The sequence below is a fragment of the Gilliamella sp. B2887 genome (assembly GCF_026537015.1).
Classification (GTDB): Bacteria; Pseudomonadota; Gammaproteobacteria; order Enterobacterales; family Orbaceae; genus Gilliamella.
The window spans coordinates 275,122-297,693 of sequence record NZ_JAFNMX010000001.1; the positions used below are offsets into that span (position 1 = coordinate 275,122).

Annotated in this window: 21 protein-coding genes; 12 read left to right on the plus strand and 9 right to left on the minus strand. The window is 34.8% G+C overall.

The window, feature by feature from the left end:
- Nucleotides 1-5: 5 nt before the first annotated feature.
- Nucleotides 6-1,172 carry a cystathionine gamma-synthase gene (gene metB, locus J3U13_RS01240; RefSeq protein ID WP_267339573.1) on the minus strand — a complete coding sequence of 389 codons (1,167 nt, stop codon included), beginning with the start codon at nucleotides 1,170-1,172 and terminating at the stop codon, nucleotides 6-8.
- A gap of 177 nt (nucleotides 1,173-1,349) precedes the next feature.
- Between metB and metJ the strand changes: the two genes are divergently transcribed.
- Complete coding sequence (metJ, locus tag J3U13_RS01245; protein ID WP_267339574.1) at nucleotides 1,350-1,667, plus strand: met regulon transcriptional regulator MetJ; 318 nt, start codon at nucleotides 1,350-1,352, stop codon at nucleotides 1,665-1,667.
- 107 nt (nucleotides 1,668-1,774) lie between these two features.
- Here the strand turns inward: metJ and rpmE are convergent, their stop codons facing one another.
- The 6 genes from rpmE to J3U13_RS01275 form a co-directional block, all read right to left on the minus strand.
- Nucleotides 1,775-1,990: a 50S ribosomal protein L31 gene (gene rpmE / locus J3U13_RS01250; RefSeq protein WP_034883381.1), complete on the minus strand. Its 216-nt coding sequence runs from the start codon at nucleotides 1,988-1,990 to the stop codon at nucleotides 1,775-1,777.
- Nucleotides 1,991-2,133: 143 nt separating this feature from the next.
- Nucleotides 2,134-3,186 (minus strand): outer membrane-stress sensor serine endopeptidase DegS, encoded by a 1,053-nt coding sequence (degS, locus tag J3U13_RS01255; RefSeq protein WP_267339575.1) that lies wholly within the window; start codon nucleotides 3,184-3,186, stop codon nucleotides 2,134-2,136.
- Between the two features lie 117 nt (nucleotides 3,187-3,303).
- Entirely contained in the window at nucleotides 3,304-4,683 is a 1,380-nt protein-coding gene (locus J3U13_RS01260; RefSeq protein ID WP_267339576.1) for a Do family serine endopeptidase, read from the minus strand.
- 80 nt (nucleotides 4,684-4,763) lie between these two features.
- Nucleotides 4,764-5,168: a YhcB family protein gene (locus J3U13_RS01265; protein ID WP_267339577.1), complete on the minus strand. Its 405-nt coding sequence runs from the start codon at nucleotides 5,166-5,168 to the stop codon at nucleotides 4,764-4,766.
- Between the two features lie 59 nt (nucleotides 5,169-5,227).
- On the minus strand, nucleotides 5,228-5,689 hold the full coding sequence (locus J3U13_RS01270; RefSeq protein WP_267339578.1) for a DUF721 domain-containing protein: 462 nt from the start codon (nucleotides 5,687-5,689) through the stop codon (nucleotides 5,228-5,230).
- Nucleotides 5,690-6,528: 839 nt separating this feature from the next.
- Nucleotides 6,529-8,007: a mannitol dehydrogenase family protein gene (locus J3U13_RS01275; protein WP_416380626.1), complete on the minus strand. Its 1,479-nt coding sequence runs from the start codon at nucleotides 8,005-8,007 to the stop codon at nucleotides 6,529-6,531.
- Between the two features lie 268 nt (nucleotides 8,008-8,275).
- Between J3U13_RS01275 and J3U13_RS01280 the strand changes: the two genes are divergently transcribed.
- From J3U13_RS01280 to J3U13_RS01290, 3 genes are all read left to right on the plus strand, one after another.
- The gene (locus J3U13_RS01280; RefSeq protein ID WP_267339580.1) at nucleotides 8,276-9,037 is read left to right on the plus strand and encodes a GntR family transcriptional regulator; all 762 of its coding nucleotides are present in this window, start codon (nucleotides 8,276-8,278) and stop codon (nucleotides 9,035-9,037) included.
- Nucleotides 9,038-9,114: 77 nt separating this feature from the next.
- On the plus strand, nucleotides 9,115-10,296 hold the full coding sequence (gene uxuA, locus J3U13_RS01285) for a mannonate dehydratase (RefSeq protein WP_267339581.1): 1,182 nt from the start codon (nucleotides 9,115-9,117) through the stop codon (nucleotides 10,294-10,296).
- A 586-nt stretch (nucleotides 10,297-10,882) separates the two neighbouring features.
- Nucleotides 10,883-11,332, plus strand: coding sequence for a DUF3597 domain-containing protein (locus J3U13_RS01290; RefSeq protein WP_267339582.1), 450 nt, complete (start codon nucleotides 10,883-10,885; stop codon nucleotides 11,330-11,332).
- A 98-nt stretch (nucleotides 11,333-11,430) separates the two neighbouring features.
- Here the strand turns inward: J3U13_RS01290 and pth are convergent, their stop codons facing one another.
- Both pth and J3U13_RS01300 read right to left on the minus strand, forming a co-directional pair.
- Nucleotides 11,431-12,015, minus strand: coding sequence for an aminoacyl-tRNA hydrolase (gene pth, locus J3U13_RS01295; protein WP_324123783.1), 585 nt, complete (start codon nucleotides 12,013-12,015; stop codon nucleotides 11,431-11,433).
- A gap of 93 nt (nucleotides 12,016-12,108) precedes the next feature.
- Nucleotides 12,109-13,056 (minus strand): ribose-phosphate pyrophosphokinase, encoded by a 948-nt coding sequence (locus J3U13_RS01300; protein ID WP_267339583.1) that lies wholly within the window; start codon nucleotides 13,054-13,056, stop codon nucleotides 12,109-12,111.
- A 257-nt stretch (nucleotides 13,057-13,313) separates the two neighbouring features.
- Here J3U13_RS01300 and trmB point away from each other — a divergent pair, with 257 nt between their 5' ends.
- The 8 genes from trmB (at nucleotide 13,314) to galM (ending at nucleotide 22,364) form a co-directional block, all read left to right on the plus strand.
- A complete protein-coding gene (gene trmB / locus J3U13_RS01305) occupies nucleotides 13,314-14,015 on the plus strand; it encodes a tRNA (guanosine(46)-N7)-methyltransferase TrmB (RefSeq protein ID WP_267339584.1) in 702 nt (233 codons plus the stop codon).
- A gap of 20 nt (nucleotides 14,016-14,035) precedes the next feature.
- Nucleotides 14,036-14,761, plus strand: a complete 726-nt coding sequence (gene nfsA / locus J3U13_RS01310; protein ID WP_267339585.1) for an oxygen-insensitive NADPH nitroreductase — start codon at nucleotides 14,036-14,038, stop codon at nucleotides 14,759-14,761.
- Nucleotides 14,758-15,915 carry a histidine-type phosphatase gene (locus J3U13_RS01315; RefSeq protein WP_267339586.1) on the plus strand — a complete coding sequence of 386 codons (1,158 nt, stop codon included), beginning with the start codon at nucleotides 14,758-14,760 and terminating at the stop codon, nucleotides 15,913-15,915. The genes nfsA and J3U13_RS01315 overlap by 4 nt, the downstream gene beginning before the upstream one ends.
- An 864-nt stretch (nucleotides 15,916-16,779) precedes the next feature.
- A complete protein-coding gene (locus tag J3U13_RS01320) occupies nucleotides 16,780-18,054 on the plus strand; it encodes an MFS transporter (protein ID WP_267339587.1) in 1,275 nt (424 codons plus the stop codon).
- Nucleotides 18,055-18,097: 43 nt separating this feature from the next.
- The gene (gene galE, locus J3U13_RS01325) at nucleotides 18,098-19,114 is read left to right on the plus strand and encodes a UDP-glucose 4-epimerase GalE (RefSeq protein ID WP_267339588.1); all 1,017 of its coding nucleotides are present in this window, start codon (nucleotides 18,098-18,100) and stop codon (nucleotides 19,112-19,114) included.
- Nucleotides 19,115-19,167: 53 nt separating this feature from the next.
- On the plus strand, nucleotides 19,168-20,217 hold the full coding sequence (gene galT, locus J3U13_RS01330; protein WP_267339589.1) for a galactose-1-phosphate uridylyltransferase: 1,050 nt from the start codon (nucleotides 19,168-19,170) through the stop codon (nucleotides 20,215-20,217).
- Entirely contained in the window at nucleotides 20,218-21,375 is a 1,158-nt protein-coding gene (gene galK, locus J3U13_RS01335; protein WP_267339590.1) for a galactokinase, read from the plus strand.
- Complete coding sequence (gene galM / locus J3U13_RS01340) at nucleotides 21,366-22,364, plus strand: galactose-1-epimerase (RefSeq protein WP_267339591.1); 999 nt, start codon at nucleotides 21,366-21,368, stop codon at nucleotides 22,362-22,364. Before galK ends, galM begins: the two co-directional genes overlap by 10 nt.
- The last annotated feature ends 208 nt before the right edge of the window (nucleotides 22,365-22,572 follow it).

Below are 22,572 nucleotides of genomic sequence, written 5' to 3' on the forward strand. Positions count from 1 at the left end.
AAATGTTAAATGGCTGCTAAAGCTTGTTCTAAATCCCCCAACAAATCATTGATATCCTCCAAACCAACAGAGACACGAAGGAGTTGATCGGAAATACCGGCTGTTGTACGTGCTTGAGCACTAATACCTGAATGAGTCATTGTTGCTGGATGACAGATTAAACTTTCAACGCCCCCTAAAGATTGAGCCAGCGTAATAATATTCAGTTCTTTTAAGAATTTAGGCATTACCTCAGGTTCTCCAGCTAATTCAAAACTTAGCAATGAACCAAAACCCTTTTGTTGTCTTTTGGCAATTTCATGACCAAGATTAGACGATAACGAAGGATGATAAACATGAGCGATTTTCGGATGGTTAACTAAAAACTCAACAAGTTTTTGTGCATTGGCTTGTTGTAAAATTACTCGAGCTGCAAGTGTTCTCAAGCCACGTAATAATAGATAACTATCAAATGATGAGGTAAGCGTACCAATATTATTTGCCCACCATAACACATCTGTAGCAAGTTGTTGGTCTTTAAATACTAAAATACCCGCTAAAAGATCGGAATGCCCATTCAGAAATTTAGTACATGAATGACTGACAATATCCGCTCCTAGCTCTAAAGGTTTTTGCAATATAGGGGTCATAAATGTGTTATCGACTAAAACCAGAGCACCAACTTCATGTGCTTGTTGTGATATTTCTTGAATATCAACAACACGAAGTAATGGATTACTTGGCGTCTCAATCAATACTAATTTTGGTCGTAACCTTAAAGCTTCTTTTAATGCAACAGGATCAGATTGATCAACAAATTTTGCTTTAAAATAACCACGTTGACTTAAACTATTAAATAGACGATAGCTGCCACCATAACAATCATGAGGAGCAACCACCAAGTCATCCGGTGTTAACAGCGCTACACTGACAAGATGAATGGCAGACATACCACAGTTAGTAAGAATCGCATCCGAACCACCTTCCAACTTAGCGACCGTTTCCTCAACAAATCGTCTACTAGGATTTGCTTTGCGTGCATAATCAAATTCTCTCGGTGTTGCAAACTCTTGATAACGGTAACACGTTGACGGTGTAATGACAGGAACCACGCTCCCATATTGATCATCGGTATTGATTCCACCTCGGACAGCAATAGTGCCTTGACTTAAATTTTTTGATTGGCTAGCCATAATAACATCCCTAGATAATACTATATTTATTTTAATAATTTACTTGTATAAGAATAACACAACTATTCAAGACGTCAACATGTCTAGACGTCTAACTATCTCGATGTATAGATTGCAGCAAAATAAAAAAAAAGTTAAAATTAACCCTATAAATTGTGATGTAATTTGGTGAAAAATATGATGGAATGGAATGGCCAATACATAAGTCCCTATGCTGAGCATGGAAAAAAAAGTGAGCAAGTAAAAAAAATTACTGTATCCATACCTTTAAAGGTATTAAAAATATTGACTGATGAACGTACGCGTCGACAAGTGAATAATTTACGCCATGCAACAAATAGTGAACTGTTATGCGAAGCATTTCTTCATGCTTACACTGGTCAACCGCTACCTTGCGATGAAGACTTACAGAAAGATCGTGAAGATGGCATCCCTAGCCAAGCTAAGGAAATGATGCGTAATTTAGGTATCGATCCCGATTTAATTGATGAATAACTGTCATTTATATTTTTATTGAAGAATAATATCATCAATTAAGATAAAAAAATAAAAAAGGCGCATAATGCGCCTTTTTTAATAATTACTCTGTAATTTACGGAAAATTATTTTTTACCGCCAACCATAGCAAAACGTTGTTTAAATTTATCTACACGTCCGCCAGTTGCAACATCACGTTGTTTACCTGTATAGAACGGGTGACATTCACCACATACGTCAAGATGAATATCATGACCAATTGTTGAATGAGTATTAATAACATTACCGCAAGAACAAGTTGCTTTAATTGCTTTATATTCTGGGTGGATACCTTCTTTCATAATAAACCTCTAAAGTTTGTTCGTATCGCTATATAAATGGCCATAAAAGCAAAATCTATACACCATACGAGTGTTAAAAAACATGATAAGGTCGCGAATTATACGCCTTAAACGGTAAATAATCAAGTTATAAAAAAGATCAATCAAACTGGTAACTGCCCTATTACCACCTGCAATTCAATCTTTTCTCCATTTCGTAATACGATAATGGGGATGGTTCGTCCCGGTTTCAACTCTGCAATCTGATCCATCGTTTCAACAATTGATTTAACCGGTTTACCATCAACCATAATCAAAATATCATTAGGCTGTACACCTGCTTGTAAGGAAGGACCTTCAGCATTGGTCACTAAAATACCTAACACAACTGGTATATCACTTGGATTTTGTGTTGGCGCAAACTCTAACCCATCAATACCAATATAACCACGAATAACTTTACCATACTGAATTAATTTCTTCATAATTTTAACGGCCAAAGATGTTGGAATAGCAAATCCAATGCCTTCTGGAATTTCATTTCCCATATTTTTTGCAAACGTCAGAGTATTAATCCCCATTAATTCGCCTTTTGTATTAACCAAAGCACCACCTGAATTACCATGATTAATTGAAGCATCTGTTTGAATAAAATTCTGTCTTCTATATGGGCTTAATCCATCTCGACCTGTTGCACTAATGATCCCTTGAGTGATAGTTTGCCCAATATTATAAGGATTACCAATTGCTAAAACGACATCGCCAATTTTGGGTTCGCGTTGGGAATTGATGTGAATCGTTGGAATATTAGTCGCTTCAATTTTTAAAACGGCAATATCAACCAATTTGTCAGAACCAACAGTCAAAGCTTCAAATATTCGACCATCTTGTAAAGCAACAATAATTTGTTCTGCTCCGTCTACCACATGATAATTAGTAATAATATAACCATGTTTGCTCATTATAACCCCTGAACCTAATGGCGTGATTGCGCTATCTTGTGATCGATTTGGCACGGAGCTAATTGAACGACTATAGATATTCACTACTGCTGGAGCAGCAGTTTTAACCGCATATGAATAACTCATAGGGTCATTATTAAAAATGAAGTTTGGAAAATTTGATTGAGTTCCATTACGTAGCGATGGAAAAATAATCAACAATACGATAGCTAAAACAGAACCAATCAATATTGGCCATAGGATTTTTTTAAGCATTAGAATGATTACTAGAGTAGCAGTAGAATAGATATGATTTTAACATATCTAATTAACAGTTAATATTTATGTTTTTCGCCGATAGAAACTATCGGCGAAATCACATAAAACAATGCATTATCGTAAAATAAGATAGAGTTGGCTATCACCACGTACAATATTTAACGCAATTGCTGATGGTTTACTATCGATAATTTTACGTAAATCAGCAATATTGGTAATCCTTTGTTTATTTACACCCGTGATAAGATCACCTTTTTGTAAACTTAATCGAGATGCTGGCGAATTTTTAGCAATACCTTCAATTAAAACGCCTTTTTGTCCTTTGACATTGCCATTACTTAATGTTGCGCCGTCAAGAGCTGGGTGTAATGATTTTGCTTCGGTAGCAGACTCATCACTATTTTTTAATTTGACATTGACTGTCATTGTTTTACCATCACGAATGATACCTAACTGTACAGTTCTGCCCGCACCAGTAGTAGCAATTTTAGCTCGCAATTCTGCAAAACTATCGACTGGCTTACCATCCATTGAAACAATCACATCACCAGATTTAATACCAGCTGCTTTAGCGGCAGAGTCGTCAAGCACCTCACTCACAAAAGCACCTTTTTGCACATCTAAATCAAATGCTTTGGCAATATCAGAGGTTAACTCATTACCTTTAATACCAAGTACACCACGTTTAACTTCTCCATATTCAATCAGTTGAGAAGTTAAATTTTTCACCATATTACTCGGTATAGCAAAACCGATACCGACGTTACCACCACTAGGTGCAATAATAGCCGTATTAATCCCCACTAATTCACCATTTAAATTAACTAAAGCACCACCTGAATTACCTCGATTGATTGAAGCATCCGTTTGAATAAAATTCTCAAAGCCATTCATATTAAGTCCACTACGAGCTAGCGCAGAAATAATACCAGATGTAACAGTTTGTCCAATTCCAAATGGATTACCAATAGCAACAACATAATCACCAACACGTAATTTGTCCGAATCAGCTAAAGTAATGGCCGTTAATTTCTTAGCCTCTTCAACTTTAAGCAATGCAATATCACTTTGAGGATCTTTACCTATTAATTTAGCAGCATATTCATGCCCATCATTTAAACAAACAGTGATTTTATCTGCATTTTCGATAACATGATTATTGGTAACAATATACCCTTTTTCACTGTCAATAATAACGCCTGAGCCTTGCCCTGAAAACGCTCTTGATTGACTATCAGGATACCCAAAAAATCGCTTAAATTCTTCAGGAATATTGGTTTGCATTTGAGCAGTTCCTTCAACCTTAATGCTAACCACCGAAGGCAATACTGTCTCTAACATTGATGCTAAGCTAGGTTGTTGCTGACTATTTTCACTAGTTGGAAATGAAGGAAAAACAGCAAAGGCATTAGGTAAGGTAGATAATGAAAGACTTAAGCCTAACACAATTAAACTAAGTAATTTTTTGGGTTTTAGTAAAGAATTATTAATCATAAAACTCTCTCATCCTTAAAAAATTTAATATTTACCACAACATTTCACCAGATAATTCTAGTGCAAAAAACTAAGATTTATTAGGATTTATTTTCGTCAGTTTTGAATAAACCGGAAGGGTCATCAGAATAATCTTTTGGTTGTTTTTTTAGAGTGAATGTTTTTTTTATACTCGTATCATTGCTCGAATCTAGAGCCATAACTGGCATATCATTTTCTGAAGTAAATTTTCCTGAATTTTCAGCCATATGTTGATAAAGACGACGAAAATCATTAGCCATGTTATCTAAAATTTCAGCGCTATGTGAAAAATATTTACTAATTGTCTGTTTTTGGATTTTTAACTGCTCTTGAGTTTCCTCAAGTTGGCGTTTTACTTGTGCAAATTTACGCCCTTTTGCACTAAACACATTCGTCAAAATAATACCTAAAACAAAACCAATTACTAAGCCAATAACAAGATAAATCATCATCTGTTTATCCATATTTCACTCCTTGTATCTTTCGTTGTATAACTTTTTACACTATTGTTCAATAGTTTTACTTATTTTGCATGGTTAGCAAGTTTAATCAATTGTTTTTTCAGTTTATCTGGAGCACTTTCTGCCAAAGCAGACAAATAAGTAGCACTTTGAGGACTTAAAGCTCGCGCAATTGTAACACTTTTTGATGAATCATTGATCATTTTTGAATGTTGACTGGAAAGGTCTGGATTAATTTTATATTGAATTGAAGATAGGGATGGTAATATCTGTTTTCTAATTTCAGATAACAAATTACTTTGCTCGTATCTTAATCTGGTTAACCAACTGGCTGAGCTTACTTCAAGGACAAGAATACCTTGACGATAATTAGCAATTCTATATTGCTGCCTTAGCAATGTTGGTAATAACTCGTTAATCACATCAGCCAATTTATTTAATGCAAATGTTTTCTCTTTTATCTGGGATAAACAAGTTTGTTGAGACAAAATTGAGGTTAACATCTGTGGCTCATTATAACGCATATTTGATACTTACCTTTATTTCCGAATAAAATAATAGTCAACTAATTACACATGATGCAAAATAAGTAGTATTAATTTACCTTATTTAAATCAAAAAGTCTTACTTAAAAAAAACATTTACAGTTTATTATTTTTTTATTGAAAAACAATAGTATCTCACAACTCTATTTTGTCAAAATTTAAATAATAGAATAATCAACTACTGAATTATTCTATTGAATATAAAGGTCGTTTTTTTGATTGTTTTTCGAGATAAAGTTATTATCATCCAGTTTGGAAAAAAAGCCAGCTCTATTAAGAATAATTGGCACTTTGCTTTTACTGGAATGTGCTTTAACTTATAAATGAAAGCCAGTGTGTTGATTGTTAAAAGTGAATTGAGAATCAAAACAAAACTGTTCACATCTTTATTAGCATGGAAGCAATACTTAGTATAAGTTTTACCACTCTTTATTTTTTACACAGTATTATTATTGCGGATAATTTCGAGCTTCCATGATTATCAATTATTTAAAAACATTTTGCTTATACAAATTGAAAGTTTCAGGACGAGTTAATCTAATCTAAAATATTCATCATTCGAAAACATTATGCATCTTAGATTATCACTCTAAAAATTGTTAATAACCGATATGCATCATAATCTGTCGGTACTAAGAATGAGATTGCAACAACGTTACTTTATCTTTCGTTAGTACCAAAAATATTAAAACTCATTATTATTACATTGAAAGCAATCTAAAAATAATCAATCGAATAGGTTGGTGTCTCTTTTGCTTTCATCTTTATTGGTAACAAAAATTATTGTTCAAAAATTTTTTCGTAAGAGTGATACAACTTCAACTCACTAAATCACAGAGAGTTTGTTTTGCACCTTTTTGCATTAAAGAAAGATAATGATGCGTTATTTGTTCTTTAAATAATGAATTATTCGATAAATCTTCACCAAACACCGCATTCAAACTCAATAAAGCATTTACCCTTTCTAAACCATCTTGACTTGAGTTAACAAGCGATTTTAATTCTTTTTGCATTGGATCGCGTACATCAATATCATTCTTATTATCATCCATACCGCTTACATAACGCATCCAACCCGCTACACCTAAAGCAAGCAATGAAAAATCGGAGTTGTTTTTAAGGTGCCAACGCACAGAATCAAGCATTCGTTGTGGTAATTTTTGCGTACCATCCATGGCAATCTGCCAAGTTTTATGTTTAAGGGAAGGGTTACTGAATCGTTCAATAAGTTGATTAGCATATTGTGATAGATTGACGTGTGAAGGTACATGAAGTGTGGGGGCTTGTTGTTGCATCATCAGTGCAAGTGTTATTTTTTTATAATTGGCGTCATTCATACAATCATTAATATGTTTGTACCCTGCTAGATAACCTAAATAAGCCAAAAAAGAGTGACTGCCATTTAGCATACGTAATTTCATCTCTTCATAAGGTACCACATCATTGACAAATTCGGCACCAACTTCATCCCAATTAGGGCGACTGGTAACAAAATTATCTTCAATAACCCATTGAATGAAAGGTTCACAAGCAATACCACATGGATCAAACATGCCACCTAATACATTTTGAATATCAGTTAATGTCTCCGGTGTTGCCGCAGGTACAATACGGTCAACCATGGTACATGGAAAAGTGGCATTCGTCTCAATCCACTCTGCTAATTTTACATCTCGTGCTTTTGCCAAACCTAATATCGCTTTTTTTAATACTGCCCCATTTTCTGGAATATTATCGCAGGATAACACCGTAAATGATTTGAGTCCTCTTTGCATTCTTCTATAAAGAGCTTCGACAATAACACCTGGAGCAGATCTCGGTTTGGATGGATTAGCTAAATCAAATTTAATTAATGGATTCTCTAAATCTAAATCACCACCACCTGGTAGCATGCAATACCCTTTCTCAGTTATGGTTAAAGACACAATCTCTACCACACTATCGGCCATTTTTTCTAAAATTGCATCAATGCCGTCAGTAGATGCCAAAAACGACTCTTTTACACTACCAACAATAAACGCTTGGGTTGTCGTAGTTCCTTTTTCTAATACGGTGTACAAATGATCTTGCTGACGAATATCTTCAATTAATTCCTCACCACCCAAAATATTAACTTCACAAATTCCCCAGTCACTTACGCCCTTATTCAGTAAGCGATCGGTAAACAATGCTTGATGCGCTCGATGAAACGCACCAAATCCTAAGTGGACTATGCGTGAAATCATTTTTTTTCTGTCATATGAAGGCTTATGTTCGATTGATTCTGGGATTTTGGATAAATTTAACATTTTATTCACCGTAATTAACAATTTAAATACTTTATTGGTTGGACATATTTTCACTTGTAGATAAAATTTTCATCTTTAATTTTCAAATATGTGATCATAATCACATATTTTGGTTTATTTAATAGGCACCTTTTCGAAACTATTTATAATACGAATGCATATTGGCATACCAATTATAAAAATAAACGTATTTTAAATCATCAGTGGCTTATAGTACTTATGACAAATCGCTTATAATTGACGTTATTTAACCGAAATTAGAATGAGGATTAAAATAATGCCAACAATTAATCGGCTCTATCAACAAATTGGTAATGAGCTGAAATCATTATTAAAAAGTGGTATTTATAAAATTGGTGAACGATTACCACCTGAGCGCGATATTGCTGATGCATTTAATGTAAGCCGAACAGTAGTGCGTGAAGCGCTAATTATGCTAGAACTTGAAAATCTGGTTACAGTAAAAAAAGGTTCTGGTGTATATGTAATTGGTTTACCAAGTGAAATTTTATCTGAACAAGATAAAAACATAGAAGAAGAGGATTTTGGACCATTTGAACTATTACAAGCAAGACAACTTATTGAAAGTAACATTGCCGCTTTTGCCGCTTCACAAATATTGAAATCCGATATCATCGAGTTAAGAGCAATTTTAAAGCAAGAACGCCAAATTTTAGAACAAGGTATTCTTGATGATTATAGTGCTGATGAGATGTTTCATATTGCCATTGCCAAAGCAACAAAAAACTCAATACTTGAAAGTTTATTAAATGATTTATGGCAAAAACGTTCGGCCAGCAAAATGTGGAATCAATTACACAGTCGCATTACCGATCATAGTTACCGAAAAAAATGGCTTTACGATCATGAAAGAATTCTGCAAGCATTACAGGTAAAAGATGCAATAGGTGCACGCCATGCTATGTGGCAACATTTAGAAAATGTTAAACAAACATTAATGACAGTTTCTGATAGTGAAGATCCAAATTTTGATGGTTATTTATTTGATTCTATTCCGGTTAGCATTGTTAACCCATAGACAATAAAAAATCAGCATTGTTTATAGATCTTCTCGTATAGAAAATTAAACAAATAAAAATCATTGAGGAGATTTATATGGAACAAACAATGCGTTGGTTTGGACCAAATGATCCAGTATCACTAGATGATATCAAACAAGCAGGAGCAACTGGAATTGTGACAGCTTTGCACCATATTCCAAATGGTGAAATATGGACAGTTGAAGAAATACAAAAACGAAAAAAAATTATTGAAGAAAAAGGATTGACGTGGTCTGTTGTTGAAAGTATTCCTGTTCATGAAGAGATCAAAACGCATTCAGGAAATGTTAAACAACATATCGAAAATTACCAACAATCAATTCGTAATCTAGCCGCTTGTGGCATTGATACTGTTTGTTACAATTTTATGCCTGTGTTAGATTGGACTCGTACTGATCTTGCTTATGAGCTACCAGACGGTTCCAAAGCTTTACGTTTTGATCAAACTGCATTTGCAGCATTTGATATTCATATTTTACAAAGACCCAATGCCAAAGAAGATTACTCAAAAGAAGACATCGACTCAGCAAAAATTTATTTTGAGATAATGACTCAAGCAGATAAAGACAAACTTATAGCTAATATCATTGCTGGTTTACCTGGTGCGGAAGAAGGCTACTCTCTTGAGCAATTTAAAGCACATTTGGCGACTTATGATGGTATTGATAAAGCCAAATTGCGCGAAAATTATGCCTACTTTTTGAAAGCAATTGTTCCTGTCGCTGAAGAAGTTGGTGTGGTATTAACTGTGCACCCTGATGATCCTCCTCGACCAATTTTAGGTTTACCGCGTATTGTGTCAACAATCGAAGACATGCAATGGATCAAAGATACCGTTGACAGTATTCACAATGGATTTTGCTTTTGTACAGGTTCATACGGCGTTCGCAATGATAATGATTTGGCGACCATGGCTGAAAAGTTTGCTGACCGAGTTCATTTTATTCACTTACGCGCAACCGTTCGCGAACAAAATCCACTCTCTTTTCACGAAGGTGACCATTTAGGTGGTGATGTGGATATGTATGCGGTAATCAAAGCGCTCGTTACCGAAGAACAGCGCCGTAAAAAAGTAGGAATTCAACGCGCTATACCTGTTCGCCCTGATCATGGGCATCAAATGTTGGATGATCTTAAAAAGCACACCAATCCTGGTTATTCGGGAATAGGTCGTTTACGTGGTTTAGCGGAAATTCGTGGTGTTGAATATGCCATTAAACGGGCATTTTTTGGATAACTTTAATTTTTTCTGTATTAATAAATGCCCATTTTAATGGGTATTTTTTTGCATAATCATAAATAAAGTGTCGTAGATAGGTATTGCATCTAAATAAACATCATTAACTTTCTCCTATTATTGCGTACAATAGAATCATTAATTCACGTCAGGCTCCTACAGTATTTAATAGCGCACCAATAATAATTTTTGGTAGCAATCTAATTTTCTAAATTCATTAGATTCGATAAACAATATTGATAAGTAATGTTTATAAAATTCTTAAGGATATTTTACTTTGTCTATTTTTATAATATTGATGAAAAATTAGTATAACTAATTTACTAGAAATGGCCATCCAAAACAGTTAAATTGATGGTGTAAAAGGAAAATAATGATAAAAAAACGCTAAGTAACATTCTACATATTTGTATCATTAAAGATGATTTGAAAAAATCGTTAACCTAGGTTTCTAGTTATAAAATGCCAAGAAAATATTACTTTTTTGACTTTTCCTACTGTTCCGCGTTATATTAATAGTGATATTGTCTACATCCATATCGTTAAGCAGTCTTTTCAAAAGCAGTTTAAACATAAGAGGTGTAATATGGGTATCTTAAATAGTATTTTTTCTAAAATATTTCCAAGTGCGCAAGCAGCAGTAGGTAATGTTACTGATGCTGTCAAAAATCAAGTTAATAATATGACAGGTAATAACAAAGATACAACATCTACCGGTCAAGATCAAAACCAACAAAATCAGCAGAATCAACAAAACTCAGGAAACCAAACACCAGCATCAAATGTTGATGTTATGGCAATTCTTGAAAACTTAGCTAAAAAATTTCCTGAAAAACTAAACTGGAAGACATCAATTGTCGATCTTTTAAAACTTTTAGGTTTAGATAACAGTTTGGATGCTCGTAAAAAACTAGCTAAAGAGCTTGATTATACAGGTAGTATGGATGACACAGCTGCCATGAATACATGGCTAATAAAAGCAGTAATGAAAAAAATTGCGGAAAAAGGGGGAAATGTATCTCACCTTTTCTCTTAAAACAAAGAGTTAAAGCATGTTAAATCCACCTTTTATTATAGGTGGATTTTTAATAAAAACGCTATATTAGCGGTCTTGATACTCATCAACCCTATTCACTAGGCTTTAAAAGCATGCAATCGATTCATCGCGGTTTCAATACCATCAGACAACAAAATATCTGTACAACGTACCGATTCATCAATCGCTTTATCAATTAACTCTTGTTCTGCTTTTGAAGGCTTATTTAAAACAAAACCCACAACTTTATTTTTATCGCCGGGATGACCAATACCGATTCTTAAGCGATAAAAATTAGGATTATTACCTAATTTGTTGGCAATATCTTTCAAGCCATTATGCCCGCCATGGCTGCCGCCAAACTTGAATTTAGCAATACCTGGATTGAGATCGAGCTCATCATGCGCAACAAGAATCTCTTCAGGCTTAATCTGATAAAATGTTGCCATAGCTTGTACTGCTTTACCACTTAAATTCATAAAAGTTGTCGGTACCAATAAACGCACATCATGACCAGAAATAGTTATTCTTGAACTGTAACCAAAAAATTTTGGATCATTTTTTAAAGATTGATGATATCGATCCGCCAATTGTTCAACAAACCATGCTCCCGCATTATGGCGAGTTGCCGCATATTCGTTGCCAGGATTGGCTAGCCCTACAATAAGTTTAATAGTTGTCATGATAATTTGATAATAAATGTTGCTAGAAAATATAAGTTGCTATAAGTAAAAAAGCCCCAAAAATGGGGCTGGTAATCATAATACTAAAACAGATTAGTAATGAAACATTGCTGAAATTGATTCTTCGTTACTAATACGACGAATGGCTTCAGCAAGCATACCTGATAAAGTTAATTGGCGCACATTTTTCAATGCTTTAACTTCAGCGGTTAATGGAATTGTGTCACAAACCACAATTTCATCAATAGCACAATTTTTAATATTACTGACTGCTTTTCCTGAAAAAATTGGATGAGTTGCATAGGCAAATACTCTTTTAGCGCCACGAGCCTTTAAGGCATCAGCAGCTTTACAAAGTGTTCCTGCAGTATCAATCATATCATCCACTAAAATACAATCACGATCAGCAACATCACCAATAATATTCATTACTTCAGCTTCATTGGCACGCTGACGACGTTTATCGATAATCGCCATATCAGTATCATTAAGAAGTTTGGCAATTGCACGCGCTCGCACCACACCACCAATATCAGGAGATACCACAATTGGGCGTTCAAAATCACGTTGCAACATATCTTCTAAAATAACTGGGCTACCAAATACATTATCAACAGGCACATCAAAGAAACCTTGAATCTGTTCAGCATGAAGATCAACTGTCAATACTCTATCAACACCAACAGTTGATAAAAAGTCAGCAACCACTTTAGCCGTAATAGGCACACGTGCAGAACGAACTCGACGATCTTGCCTTGCATAACCAAAATAAGGAATAACCGCAGTAATACGACCAGCTGATGCACGACGCATAGCATCAATCATTACCAATAATTCCATTAAGTTATCATTGGTTGGCGCGCAAGTTGATTGTATAATAAAAACATCTTCACCACGGACATTTTCATTAATTTGGACATTTACCTCACCATCACTAAAACGGCTAACTACAATGTCACCAAGAGAAGTATAAAGACGATTAGCTATACGTTTTGCTAGCTCGGGTGTGGCATTACCAGCAAAAAGCTTCATATCAGGCACGAGAAATCCTCAAGCATGTTATAATGATTACTTTATTTGTAATCGGTTAAATCGGAGCCATAATTATATAATTATTTATCTATCATGCTCAACCACAATATAAAAAATTATCAAAAATATTTGATATATATATCAAAATTATTAATTAAAAAAATTTGACCTTAAGATACTTTGGCTCATACCCCAAAATCGAGTAAAATAACGTACAAATCCATTAATTAGTTTTACTAAATTCCACAATCCAAGTAGATAACGTGATGAACGAACAATTAAATAGCAATAACCAAGAAATCAAACCCAAAAGAACGATCCGAAGTTTTGTACTACGACAAGGTCGTTTAACTAAAGGTCAAGAACAAGCATTAAATAATTTATGGCCAATATTTGGCATTGAATACCACTCAAACTCACCAATATGCTTTGATAAAAATAAATCTGTCGTTTTAGAAATTGGATTTGGCATGGGGGCATCATTAGTTAAAATGGCCCAAAATGCACAAGATAAAAACTTTCTAGGTATTGAAGTACACAAACCAGGTGTTGGTGCTTGTTTAATGGCTATTGAAGAAAACCAATTATCGAATTTAAAAGTAATGTGTCATGATGCCGTAGAAGTGCTAGAAAACATGATTCCTGATCATTCATTAGACAAAGTGCAGATCTTCTTTCCCGATCCATGGCATAAAGCAAGACACAACAAACGTCGCATTATTCAACCACAATTTGTACAATTAATTCGGCAAAAATTAAAAATCGGTGGTGTTTTACATTTGGCTACCGACTGGCAAAATTATGCCGAACATATGTTAGAGGTTTTAACTGAAGCTGAAGGTTTTGAAAATTTATCAGCTACAGGTGACTATATTCCACGACCGGATGATCGACCTATCACCAAATTTGAAAAACGTGGTCAAAATTTAGGTCATGGCGTTTGGGATTTACAGTTCATGAAAAAATAGCAATAAAACAAGGAGTCATTATGCAAAATAGAACAATTGATTTAATTTGTCACCGTCGTTCAATTCGGTCTTACCAATCAACGCCATTATCTAACGAACAAATTGAATCACTTGTGCAAGCTGCACAATCGGCTCCAAGTTCTAATTTTCTACAATGCACCACAATAATCAGAATTACTGACAACAAAAATCGCTCAAAACTAGCACATTATGCTGGAGATCAAAACTATATAAATCAAACCTCTGAATTTTGGGTGTTTTGTGCCGATTTTAATCGCCATTTTCAAATCGATCCAACCATTCCCCTTGAAAAAGCCGAACAGCTTTTAGTTGGTTGCATTGATACCGCTCTTATGGCACAAAATACTGTTATTGCGGCTGAATCATTAGGTTTAGGCACGGTTTATATTGGTGGGTTACGCAACAATATCGATAAAGTAACACAATTACTTGCCTTACCCAAATATGTTCTACCGCTTTTTGGACTTTGCATTGGTTACCCTGACCAAAATCCAGATCTTAAACCAAGATTACCAAAAGAATTAGTTTTTTTTGAAAATCACTACCAACCAATTAATCATCAATTATTAGCACAATACGATACTCAGATGCGCCAATACTATGGACATCGACAAACCAATCAAAAAACAAGTGGTTGGAGTGATAAAATTGCAGAAACCCTTATTAAAGGGCAACGAGACTTCATTTTAAATTATTTGCATAAACAAGGATGGGTAACTCAATGAACAACAATCAATACCAATTAGACAAAGTCATTATATTAAGTCGTCACGGTATCCGTACTCCGTTAGAAAACACAATAGCATTTTTAGAACAATCCAGCCCGTTAAAATGGCCTAGCTGGGATCATGCTTATGGTTATTTAACAACGCGAGGAGGCGTATTAGAAGCTTTCTTTGGACATTATCTATCACAATGGCTTGAACAAAAAAACATTAATATTGAACCTCAAAATCCTGATATCTACGTTTATGCAAACAGCCTTCAAAGAACAGTGGCAACAGCTCAATTCTTAGTTAATGGCGCTTTTGCGGGTTATGACATTCCTATCCATCACAAATACACCATTGAAAAAATGGATCCGATTTTTGATCCAAGTGTACAAGATGACTCTACAGAATTAAAACAAGCTGTATTGAGGGATATTGAAGAGGCCGACAAAACCGCATCTATCTTCAAAAATTTAGCGCCCGCTTATCAAATGGTCTCAGATATATTGGACTATCCACATTCACAATTATATGCACGCTATCGATGTGATTTTGCCGATATCCCCTATGAACTCTATTTTAAAAAAAATGAAGAACCTGAGTTACATGGACCACTAGCCATCGGAATTTGTGCCGTTGATGCATTTTTATTACAATATTATTCTGCATTTCCAAAAGATCAGATCGCATGGGGCAAAATAACCCGCCTAGAACAATGGCAACAAATCCTGCAAATTCGTAACCACTATATTGATTTAGTCTTCCATTGCAAGACCATTGCTCAACACATTAGTAAATTATTAATCAATAAGATCGATGATTTACTGCATCACCAATCTCACAAAGTTAATCTACTCGTTGGGCATGATAGTACTATTGCAGCCTTGCTCGGCGCTTTGGATTTTGCACCATACCAGCTTCCAAACCAATGTGAAAATACACCAATCGGCGGGATGGTTATCTTCCAACGCTATCGCCACATTTCTTCAGGTGATTACTTTTTTAGAGCCGAATACGTTTATCAAAGTTTTGAACAACTTTATACTGGGCAGCCAATTGATATTCATAATCCACCACAACATTATCAATTAAAGTTGGAAAATGCTTATATCAACAGTGATGGTTATTATAATTGGGCAGATTTTGCAAAACGTTTAAAGGATAATTAATAGTCATTTAAATTTTTCAATAAGACATCGATTCCACCGACACACATCGGTGGAACACATAATCTTTAACGCAATTATCACAAGAATAATTAACGACTGTTTTCAGATGCTCTATGAGTAATTTACGTAAAAATATTAATCCTATTAAGCTGATAAAATAGATTACTCACTCAGATCCGATCCCATAACATATTGATGCAAAAATCTGCACAACATATCTTCAGAAAACTACTTATTTTTAAAGGGAGATAATATAAAAACAAACTTAATATACGTTTTCACACCGATTCGATACATTTTCAAAAAAAGCTTACTGACCATTTGGATGAAAACCGTTATCTATGACCTAAATCTCATCTTTCAATATCATACTAAAAGATTAAGTACATTCACTGTACACCCATTTTATTTCTATTTTTAAGTGTCATTATTTATATTCATCTAAAGAAGTTAACAAATCAAGCGAATAAGTCATTATTCATAAAATATCGTTATACCCAATAATTGTAATCGATTTCATAAATCACTTTTTTATAATAAATACCAAAATGAAAAAAAATTAAAAATTCATTTTATGTAAGTAAGCATTGCTGTAACCCTTACTCTATTGGCTACTATTGGCTATTATCACCTCAATAAATTAGAAAATAATTATAAAATATATACTGAAACGTCTGCTTAACCTCAAACTTTTTAACAAAAAACTTAAATGTAATCGATTTCATAAAATGTTAACTGGATCACTTTTTTGTAATAAATAAAGTGATAGTATTCATTTTAACCAATAACGTTTTCGATAAATAAAAGTGTAAACGATTTCTAAATGAGGCCAAATCATTTAAAGCTTAACAGAGGAAGTTCATCATGAATCAAAACATTAAGTCATCACTGCATAATAAAAACTATTGGGTATTTAGCCTCTACTTTTTTCTTTACTTTTTTATTATGGGAGCATACTGCCCTTTTTTTCCAGTTTGGTTAAAAATGATTGGCCTTGATGAAGCAAGTACAGGATACGTCTTTTCTTTTATTTCGTTATTTGCATTAGTTTTTCAACCTATTTTTGGTTTGATTTCGGATAAATTAGGATTAAAAAAACACCTGCTATGGATTATTACCCTGCTATTAGTATTGTTTGGACCATTTTTTATTTTCGTATTTGGACCACTACTCAAATTTAATGTCACGTTAGGTGCAATTGTGGGTGGATTTTACCTAGGTATGGTCTTTAGTGGTGGGGCTCCAGCTATCGAAGCCTTAGTTGAAAAAATCAGTCGTCGCAGTGGTTTTGAATTTGGTCGCAGTCGTATGTTTGGATGTTTTGGTTGGGCAATTTGTGCATCGTTTGTTGGGATTATGATATCGAAAAACGTCAATGCTGTTTATTGGTTATGTTCTGGATTTGCCCTAATTCTATTAATTTTAGTTAAAATCGCTGATCCGGCAAAAACCTCAACAACTGACGTAGTAGAACAATTGGGATTAAACAAACCTGAACCTTTCAATCTAAAACTGGCGTTAGATTTACTTAGAATGCGTAAGACATGGTTTTTTATGCTTTATATCGTTGGTGTAGCATGTACTTATGATGTATTTGACCAACAATTTGCTAACTTTTTTACTTCCTTTTTTTCAAGTGAGCAATTAGGCCGTGAAGCATTTGGTTACGTTACAACACTCGGCGAATTTTTAAATGCCACAGTAATGTTTTTTGCGCCCATAATTGTAATGAAAATCGGCAGTAAAAATACCTTATTGATTGCAGGCATAATCATGTCAATTCGCATCACTGGTTCAGCTTTTGCTAGTAACGCAGTTGAAGTGGTAATTTTAAAAACATTGCATATGTTTGAAGCACCATTATTATTAGTTGGAGCCTTTAAATATATTACTAAACACTTCCCTATTCGCTTATCAGCAACCGTTTACTTAATCGCATTTTGCTTTGCAAAACAATTATCTATCATGTTTATGTCTACTTTTGCTGGATTGATGTATGTTAATATTGGCTTTGAAGGAGCCTACTTAGTTCTTGGACTCATCGCTTTCAGCTTTACACTGATTTCGTCCTTCACATTATCAGGACGTGGACCATGGGATGTTTTCAAATATAAAAAAAATGAAGAATCCGGTAATTAATTTCGATTCTCTGAACATAATTAACTCAAATTAAGGTATTTAGATGAAAATATTAGTCACTGGCGGTTGTGGATATATCGGTAGCCATACTTGTGTTCAACTCATTCAATCAGGCTATACACCTATTATTATTGATAATTTATTCAATAGTAAAGCCTCAGTATTACAAAGAATACAAACTATCACAGGGAAACCTATTATCTTCTATCAAGGGGATGTGTGTGATGCAAAATTATTAGCAACCATTTTTAAAGAGCACAACATCAAAGCCGTTATTCACTTTGCTGGTTTAAAAGCTGTTGGTGAGTCTGTATACAAACCGCTGGAATACTATGAAAATAATGTGTATGGCAGCATTGTGTTAATGAAAGCGATGCGTGATGCAGGGGTTAAGCAATTGGTATTCAGTTCTTCAGCTACGGTATACGGTGAATTAGCACCCGTTCCTTACGTTGAAACGTTACCGCAAGGATTACCTACTAGCCCATACGGTAAAAGTAAACTTATGGTTGAACAATGCATGATGGATTTAGCCAATGCTGAGCCTGATTGGTCATTAACACTGCTACGTTATTTCAATCCAGTTGGTGCTCATCCTAGTGGTTTAATGGGTGAAGATCCTCTTGGTATTCCAAATAATCTTATGCCATATATTACTCAAGTTGCAGTGGGTAAACGTGAATCTCTGGCTGTGTTTGGTAATGATTATCCAACCGAAGATGGCACTTGTGTTCGCGATTTTATTCACGTTGTGGACTTAGCTGATGGACACATTGCTGCACTTAAAGCTGATCAAAATAGAATTGGAATCCATATTTATAATTTGGGTTCAGGTGTTGGTTACAGTGTTTTGCAAGTAATTAAAGCTTTTGAAAAAGCGTCAGGAAAACCACTTAACTGGCATTTTGCACCTCGCCGTGCTGGTGATTTGCCGGCTTTCTGGGCTGATGCTAACAAAGCCGAACAAATATTAGGTTGGAAAACCAAACTCACCCTTGATGATATGGTAAAAGATTCATGGAATTGGCAATCTAATAATCCACAAGGCTATCCTGATTGAATTGAAGCTCGACAATAATAACAACAAAATCGAATCAAATTAAAGAGGCAAATATGGATATTTTTAACCCAGTAGATCATCCTCATCGTCGTTATAATCCATTAACTAATCAGTGGATACTTGTTTCACCACATAGAGCAAAACGTCCTTGGCAAGGACAACAAGAAGAGTTAAGCGAAGAACAAAAACCGAGTCACGATCCAACTTGTTTTTTGTGTGCAGGAAACAAGCGAATAACCGGTGATATCAATCCCAACTATAAGGGGACTTTCGTCTTTACCAATGATTTTGCTGCATTGATGGAAGATACGCCAATTTCGCCAGATAATAATGATCCGCTATTTCAAATGCAAAGTGCCAGAGGCACAAGTCGCGTTATCTGTTTTTCACCTGATCACAGTAAAACTTTGCCTGAACTCGATTTATCTACCATTGAAAGCATGATCAAAACGTGGATAGGTCAACAACAAGAATTAAGTAAAAAATATCCTTGGGTACAAATATTTGAAAATAAGGGCTCAATCATGGGGTGTTCTAACCCACACCCACATGGACAAATTTGGGCAAACAGCTTTTTACCCAACCAAATTGCGCGTGAAGATCTCAATATGCGCAATTACTATGAAAAATATCACCGAAATCTGTTAGTTGATTATGTAGAAAAAGAACAAATAAAGCGTGAGCGAATTGTCGTTGAAACCAAACATTGGTTGGCCGTGGTCCCTTTTTGGGCAACTTGGCCATTTGAAACATTATTATTACCCAAAATGCATATTCCACAATTAACCTCACTAACAAGCAATCAACAAAGTGATTTAGCAATAGCACTGAAAAAATTAACCAGCCGCTACGATAATTTATTTCGTTGCTCTTTTCCTTATTCAATGGGTTGGCATGGCGCACCATTTATGCAAAATACAACTGATTATTGGCAAGTTCATGCTCACTTTTATCCACCGTTGTTACGTTCAGCAACAATCAAAAAATTTATGGTCGGTTACGAAATGTTAGCCGAAGTACAACGAGATTTAACGCCGGAACAGGCAGCTGAAAGACTGCGTAATGTTAGTGATGTGCATTATAAAGAGATAAAGGATAAATAAATGAAAGAATTAATCAATAAAACTTCGCAAGCATTTGAAGCTAAATTTGGCTATAAACCCGATACGACAATACAAGCGCCAGGTCGCGTAAATTTAATTGGTGAACATACCGATTATAATGACGGATTTGTACTCCCTTGCGCTATTAATTATCAAACAGTAATCAGCTGTCATAAACGTTCAGATAATTTGATTCGGGTCATTGCAGTTGACTACAATAATGAGCAAGACGAATTTTCATTAGATTCCTCAATTGAAAAACATCCAAAATACCAATGGGCTAACTATGTACGTGGCGTAATCAAACATTTAAAAAAATATACTCATAATATACAAGGGGTTGATCTAGCCATTAGTGGTGATGTGCCACAAGGTGCAGGACTTAGTTCATCAGCATCACTTGAAGTTGCCATAGCTAAAATGTTTCAGGTTTTATATAATTTGCCATTAGATGGCACTAAATTAGCGTTGATTGGTCAGGAAGCAGAAAACCAATTTGTTGGTTGTAATTGTGGAATAATGGATCAGCTTATCTCCGCACTAGGGCAAGCACAGCATGCCTTACTGATTGATTGCCGATCATTAGAGGCAATGCCAGTTTCAATACCTAAAGATTTTGCAGTCGTAATTATCAACTCAAATATCAAACGTGGTTTAGTGGACAGCGAATACAACAGTCGTCGTCAACAATGCGAAGCAGCCGCTAAAGCCTTTGGTGTCAAAGCGTTACGAGATGTAACTTTAGATGAATTAAAGCAAATTAAAAATAAACTGGATCCTATTGTTTTTAAACGCGCTCGTCACATAATTACCGAAAACGATCGTACCTTAAAAGCAGCTGTAGCACTGGCAAATAGCGACTATAAACTACTATCAAATCTTATGGCACAAAGCCATAACTCTATGCGTGATGATTTTGAAATCACTGTGCCAGCCATTGATTATCTTGTTGAAATCATACACAACAACCTAGGTGAACAAGGTGGCGTACGTATGACAGGTGGAGGTTTTGGGGGATGTGTAGTTGCACTCGTACCAAAAAATAAAGTTGACGATATCAGAGCCGTTGTTAAAAATAATTATGCTAAAAAATTTGGAATCAAAGAAGATTTTTATGTCTGCATACCAAGTAAAGGGGCACACGCTTTATGCTCATAAAACAGATTATAACACTTTCAAACAGACAGGGAATGACAATTAAACTTTCAAACTGGGGAGCAACTTGGCTCTCTTGTCAATTACCCGTTGCAGGACAAAATCGTGAAGTACTACTTGGTTGTAAAAATTTGGAACAATATGCACAACAAAAGGCCTATCTTGGGGCTACCATTGGTCGATATGCTAACCGAATTGCAAACGCAACCATTGAAATTAACGGAATAAACTACTCACTTAGTACCAATCAAGGAACAAACCAATTGCATGGCGGTAAATTCGGATTTGATAAACAACTATGGCACATCCAATCTCAATCTGACAAGCAAGTTATATTTACCTTGATATCGCCTGATGGAGATCAAGGATTCCCTGGAGAGCTAAAAGTTGAAGTTACCTATAAACTCACCGATGACAATCAAGTTATTCTCTCTTTTAATGCGATTACCACCAAAACTACCCCTGTAAATCTAACCAATCATGCTTACTTTAATTTAGACGGAGAAACGAGCAAAGATATCCTAAATCACACCTTACAAGTTAATGCTGACTTTTATTTACCGGTTGATCATAGCGGCATACCAAACAGTGATTTAGTGAGCGTTAACCAATATGACATGGATTTACGCAGACCAAAATTCATCGCCGAAAGATTTCTAGAAAGCCCGATAAGACAAATCACTGGCGGTTATGATCATGCTTACTTATTAAATAAATCGCAATCCATTGCCGCTAAACTAATATCAGCCGATAAAAAAGTGAAGATGAATGTGAAAACAACCCTACCCGCACTGCAAATCTATACCGGTAATTTTTTAAAACATACGCCTAACAGGCATAATGGTCAATACAATAATTTTGCAGGAATAGCTTTAGAAGCTCAGTTTTTACCTGATAGCCCTCATCATCCTGACTGGCCACAACCAAGCTGTTATTTAGAACCTCAACAAACTTATCATCATCAAATTTGTTATCAATTTGATATTAAATAGGAATTATTAAAAAACTATTGATTAACTCACATTCTCATCATCAATCACTACTCTTTAATAACACTGTATGAATAAAATTATGCAATGAACAAATAATGTTCTCATCCTGTTAAACTGATCACACAATTTTATAAGAGATCTAACACTTTGTGTTTTTTTGTAAAAAAGGTTCAGGTTATCGCTACGTTTGAGTATAAAAACAATTGCT

Coding starts and splice junctions, on each gene's coding strand:
- metB (WP_267339573.1), bottom strand. CDS start 1,172: ATGGCTAGCCAATCAAAAAATTTAAGTCAAGGCACTATTGCTGTCCGA.
- J3U13_RS01280 (WP_267339580.1), top strand. CDS start 8,276: ATGCCAACAATTAATCGGCTCTATCAACAAATTGGTAATGAGCTGAAA.
- pth (WP_324123783.1), bottom strand. CDS start 12,015: ATGACAACTATTAAACTTATTGTAGGGCTAGCCAATCCTGGCAACGAA.
- nfsA (WP_267339585.1), top strand. CDS start 14,036: ATGCAAAATAGAACAATTGATTTAATTTGTCACCGTCGTTCAATTCGG.
- rpmE (WP_034883381.1), bottom strand. CDS start 1,990: ATGAAAGAAGGTATCCACCCAGAATATAAAGCAATTAAAGCAACTTGT.
- J3U13_RS01290 (WP_267339582.1), top strand. CDS start 10,883: ATGGGTATCTTAAATAGTATTTTTTCTAAAATATTTCCAAGTGCGCAA.
- metJ (WP_267339574.1), top strand. CDS start 1,350: ATGATGGAATGGAATGGCCAATACATAAGTCCCTATGCTGAGCATGGA.
- galK (WP_267339590.1), top strand. CDS start 20,218: ATGAAAGAATTAATCAATAAAACTTCGCAAGCATTTGAAGCTAAATTT.
- galT (WP_267339589.1), top strand. CDS start 19,168: ATGGATATTTTTAACCCAGTAGATCATCCTCATCGTCGTTATAATCCA.
- J3U13_RS01260 (WP_267339576.1), bottom strand. CDS start 4,683: ATGATTAATAATTCTTTACTAAAACCCAAAAAATTACTTAGTTTAATT.
- J3U13_RS01270 (WP_267339578.1), bottom strand. CDS start 5,689: ATGCGTTATAATGAGCCACAGATGTTAACCTCAATTTTGTCTCAACAA.
- galE (WP_267339588.1), top strand. CDS start 18,098: ATGAAAATATTAGTCACTGGCGGTTGTGGATATATCGGTAGCCATACT.
- J3U13_RS01320 (WP_267339587.1), top strand. CDS start 16,780: ATGAATCAAAACATTAAGTCATCACTGCATAATAAAAACTATTGGGTA.
- J3U13_RS01315 (WP_267339586.1), top strand. CDS start 14,758: ATGAACAACAATCAATACCAATTAGACAAAGTCATTATATTAAGTCGT.
- degS (WP_267339575.1), bottom strand. CDS start 3,186: ATGCTTAAAAAAATCCTATGGCCAATATTGATTGGTTCTGTTTTAGCT.
- trmB (WP_267339584.1), top strand. CDS start 13,314: ATGAACGAACAATTAAATAGCAATAACCAAGAAATCAAACCCAAAAGA.
- J3U13_RS01265 (WP_267339577.1), bottom strand. CDS start 5,168: ATGGATAAACAGATGATGATTTATCTTGTTATTGGCTTAGTAATTGGT.
- galM (WP_267339591.1), top strand. CDS start 21,366: ATGCTCATAAAACAGATTATAACACTTTCAAACAGACAGGGAATGACA.
- uxuA (WP_267339581.1), top strand. CDS start 9,115: ATGGAACAAACAATGCGTTGGTTTGGACCAAATGATCCAGTATCACTA.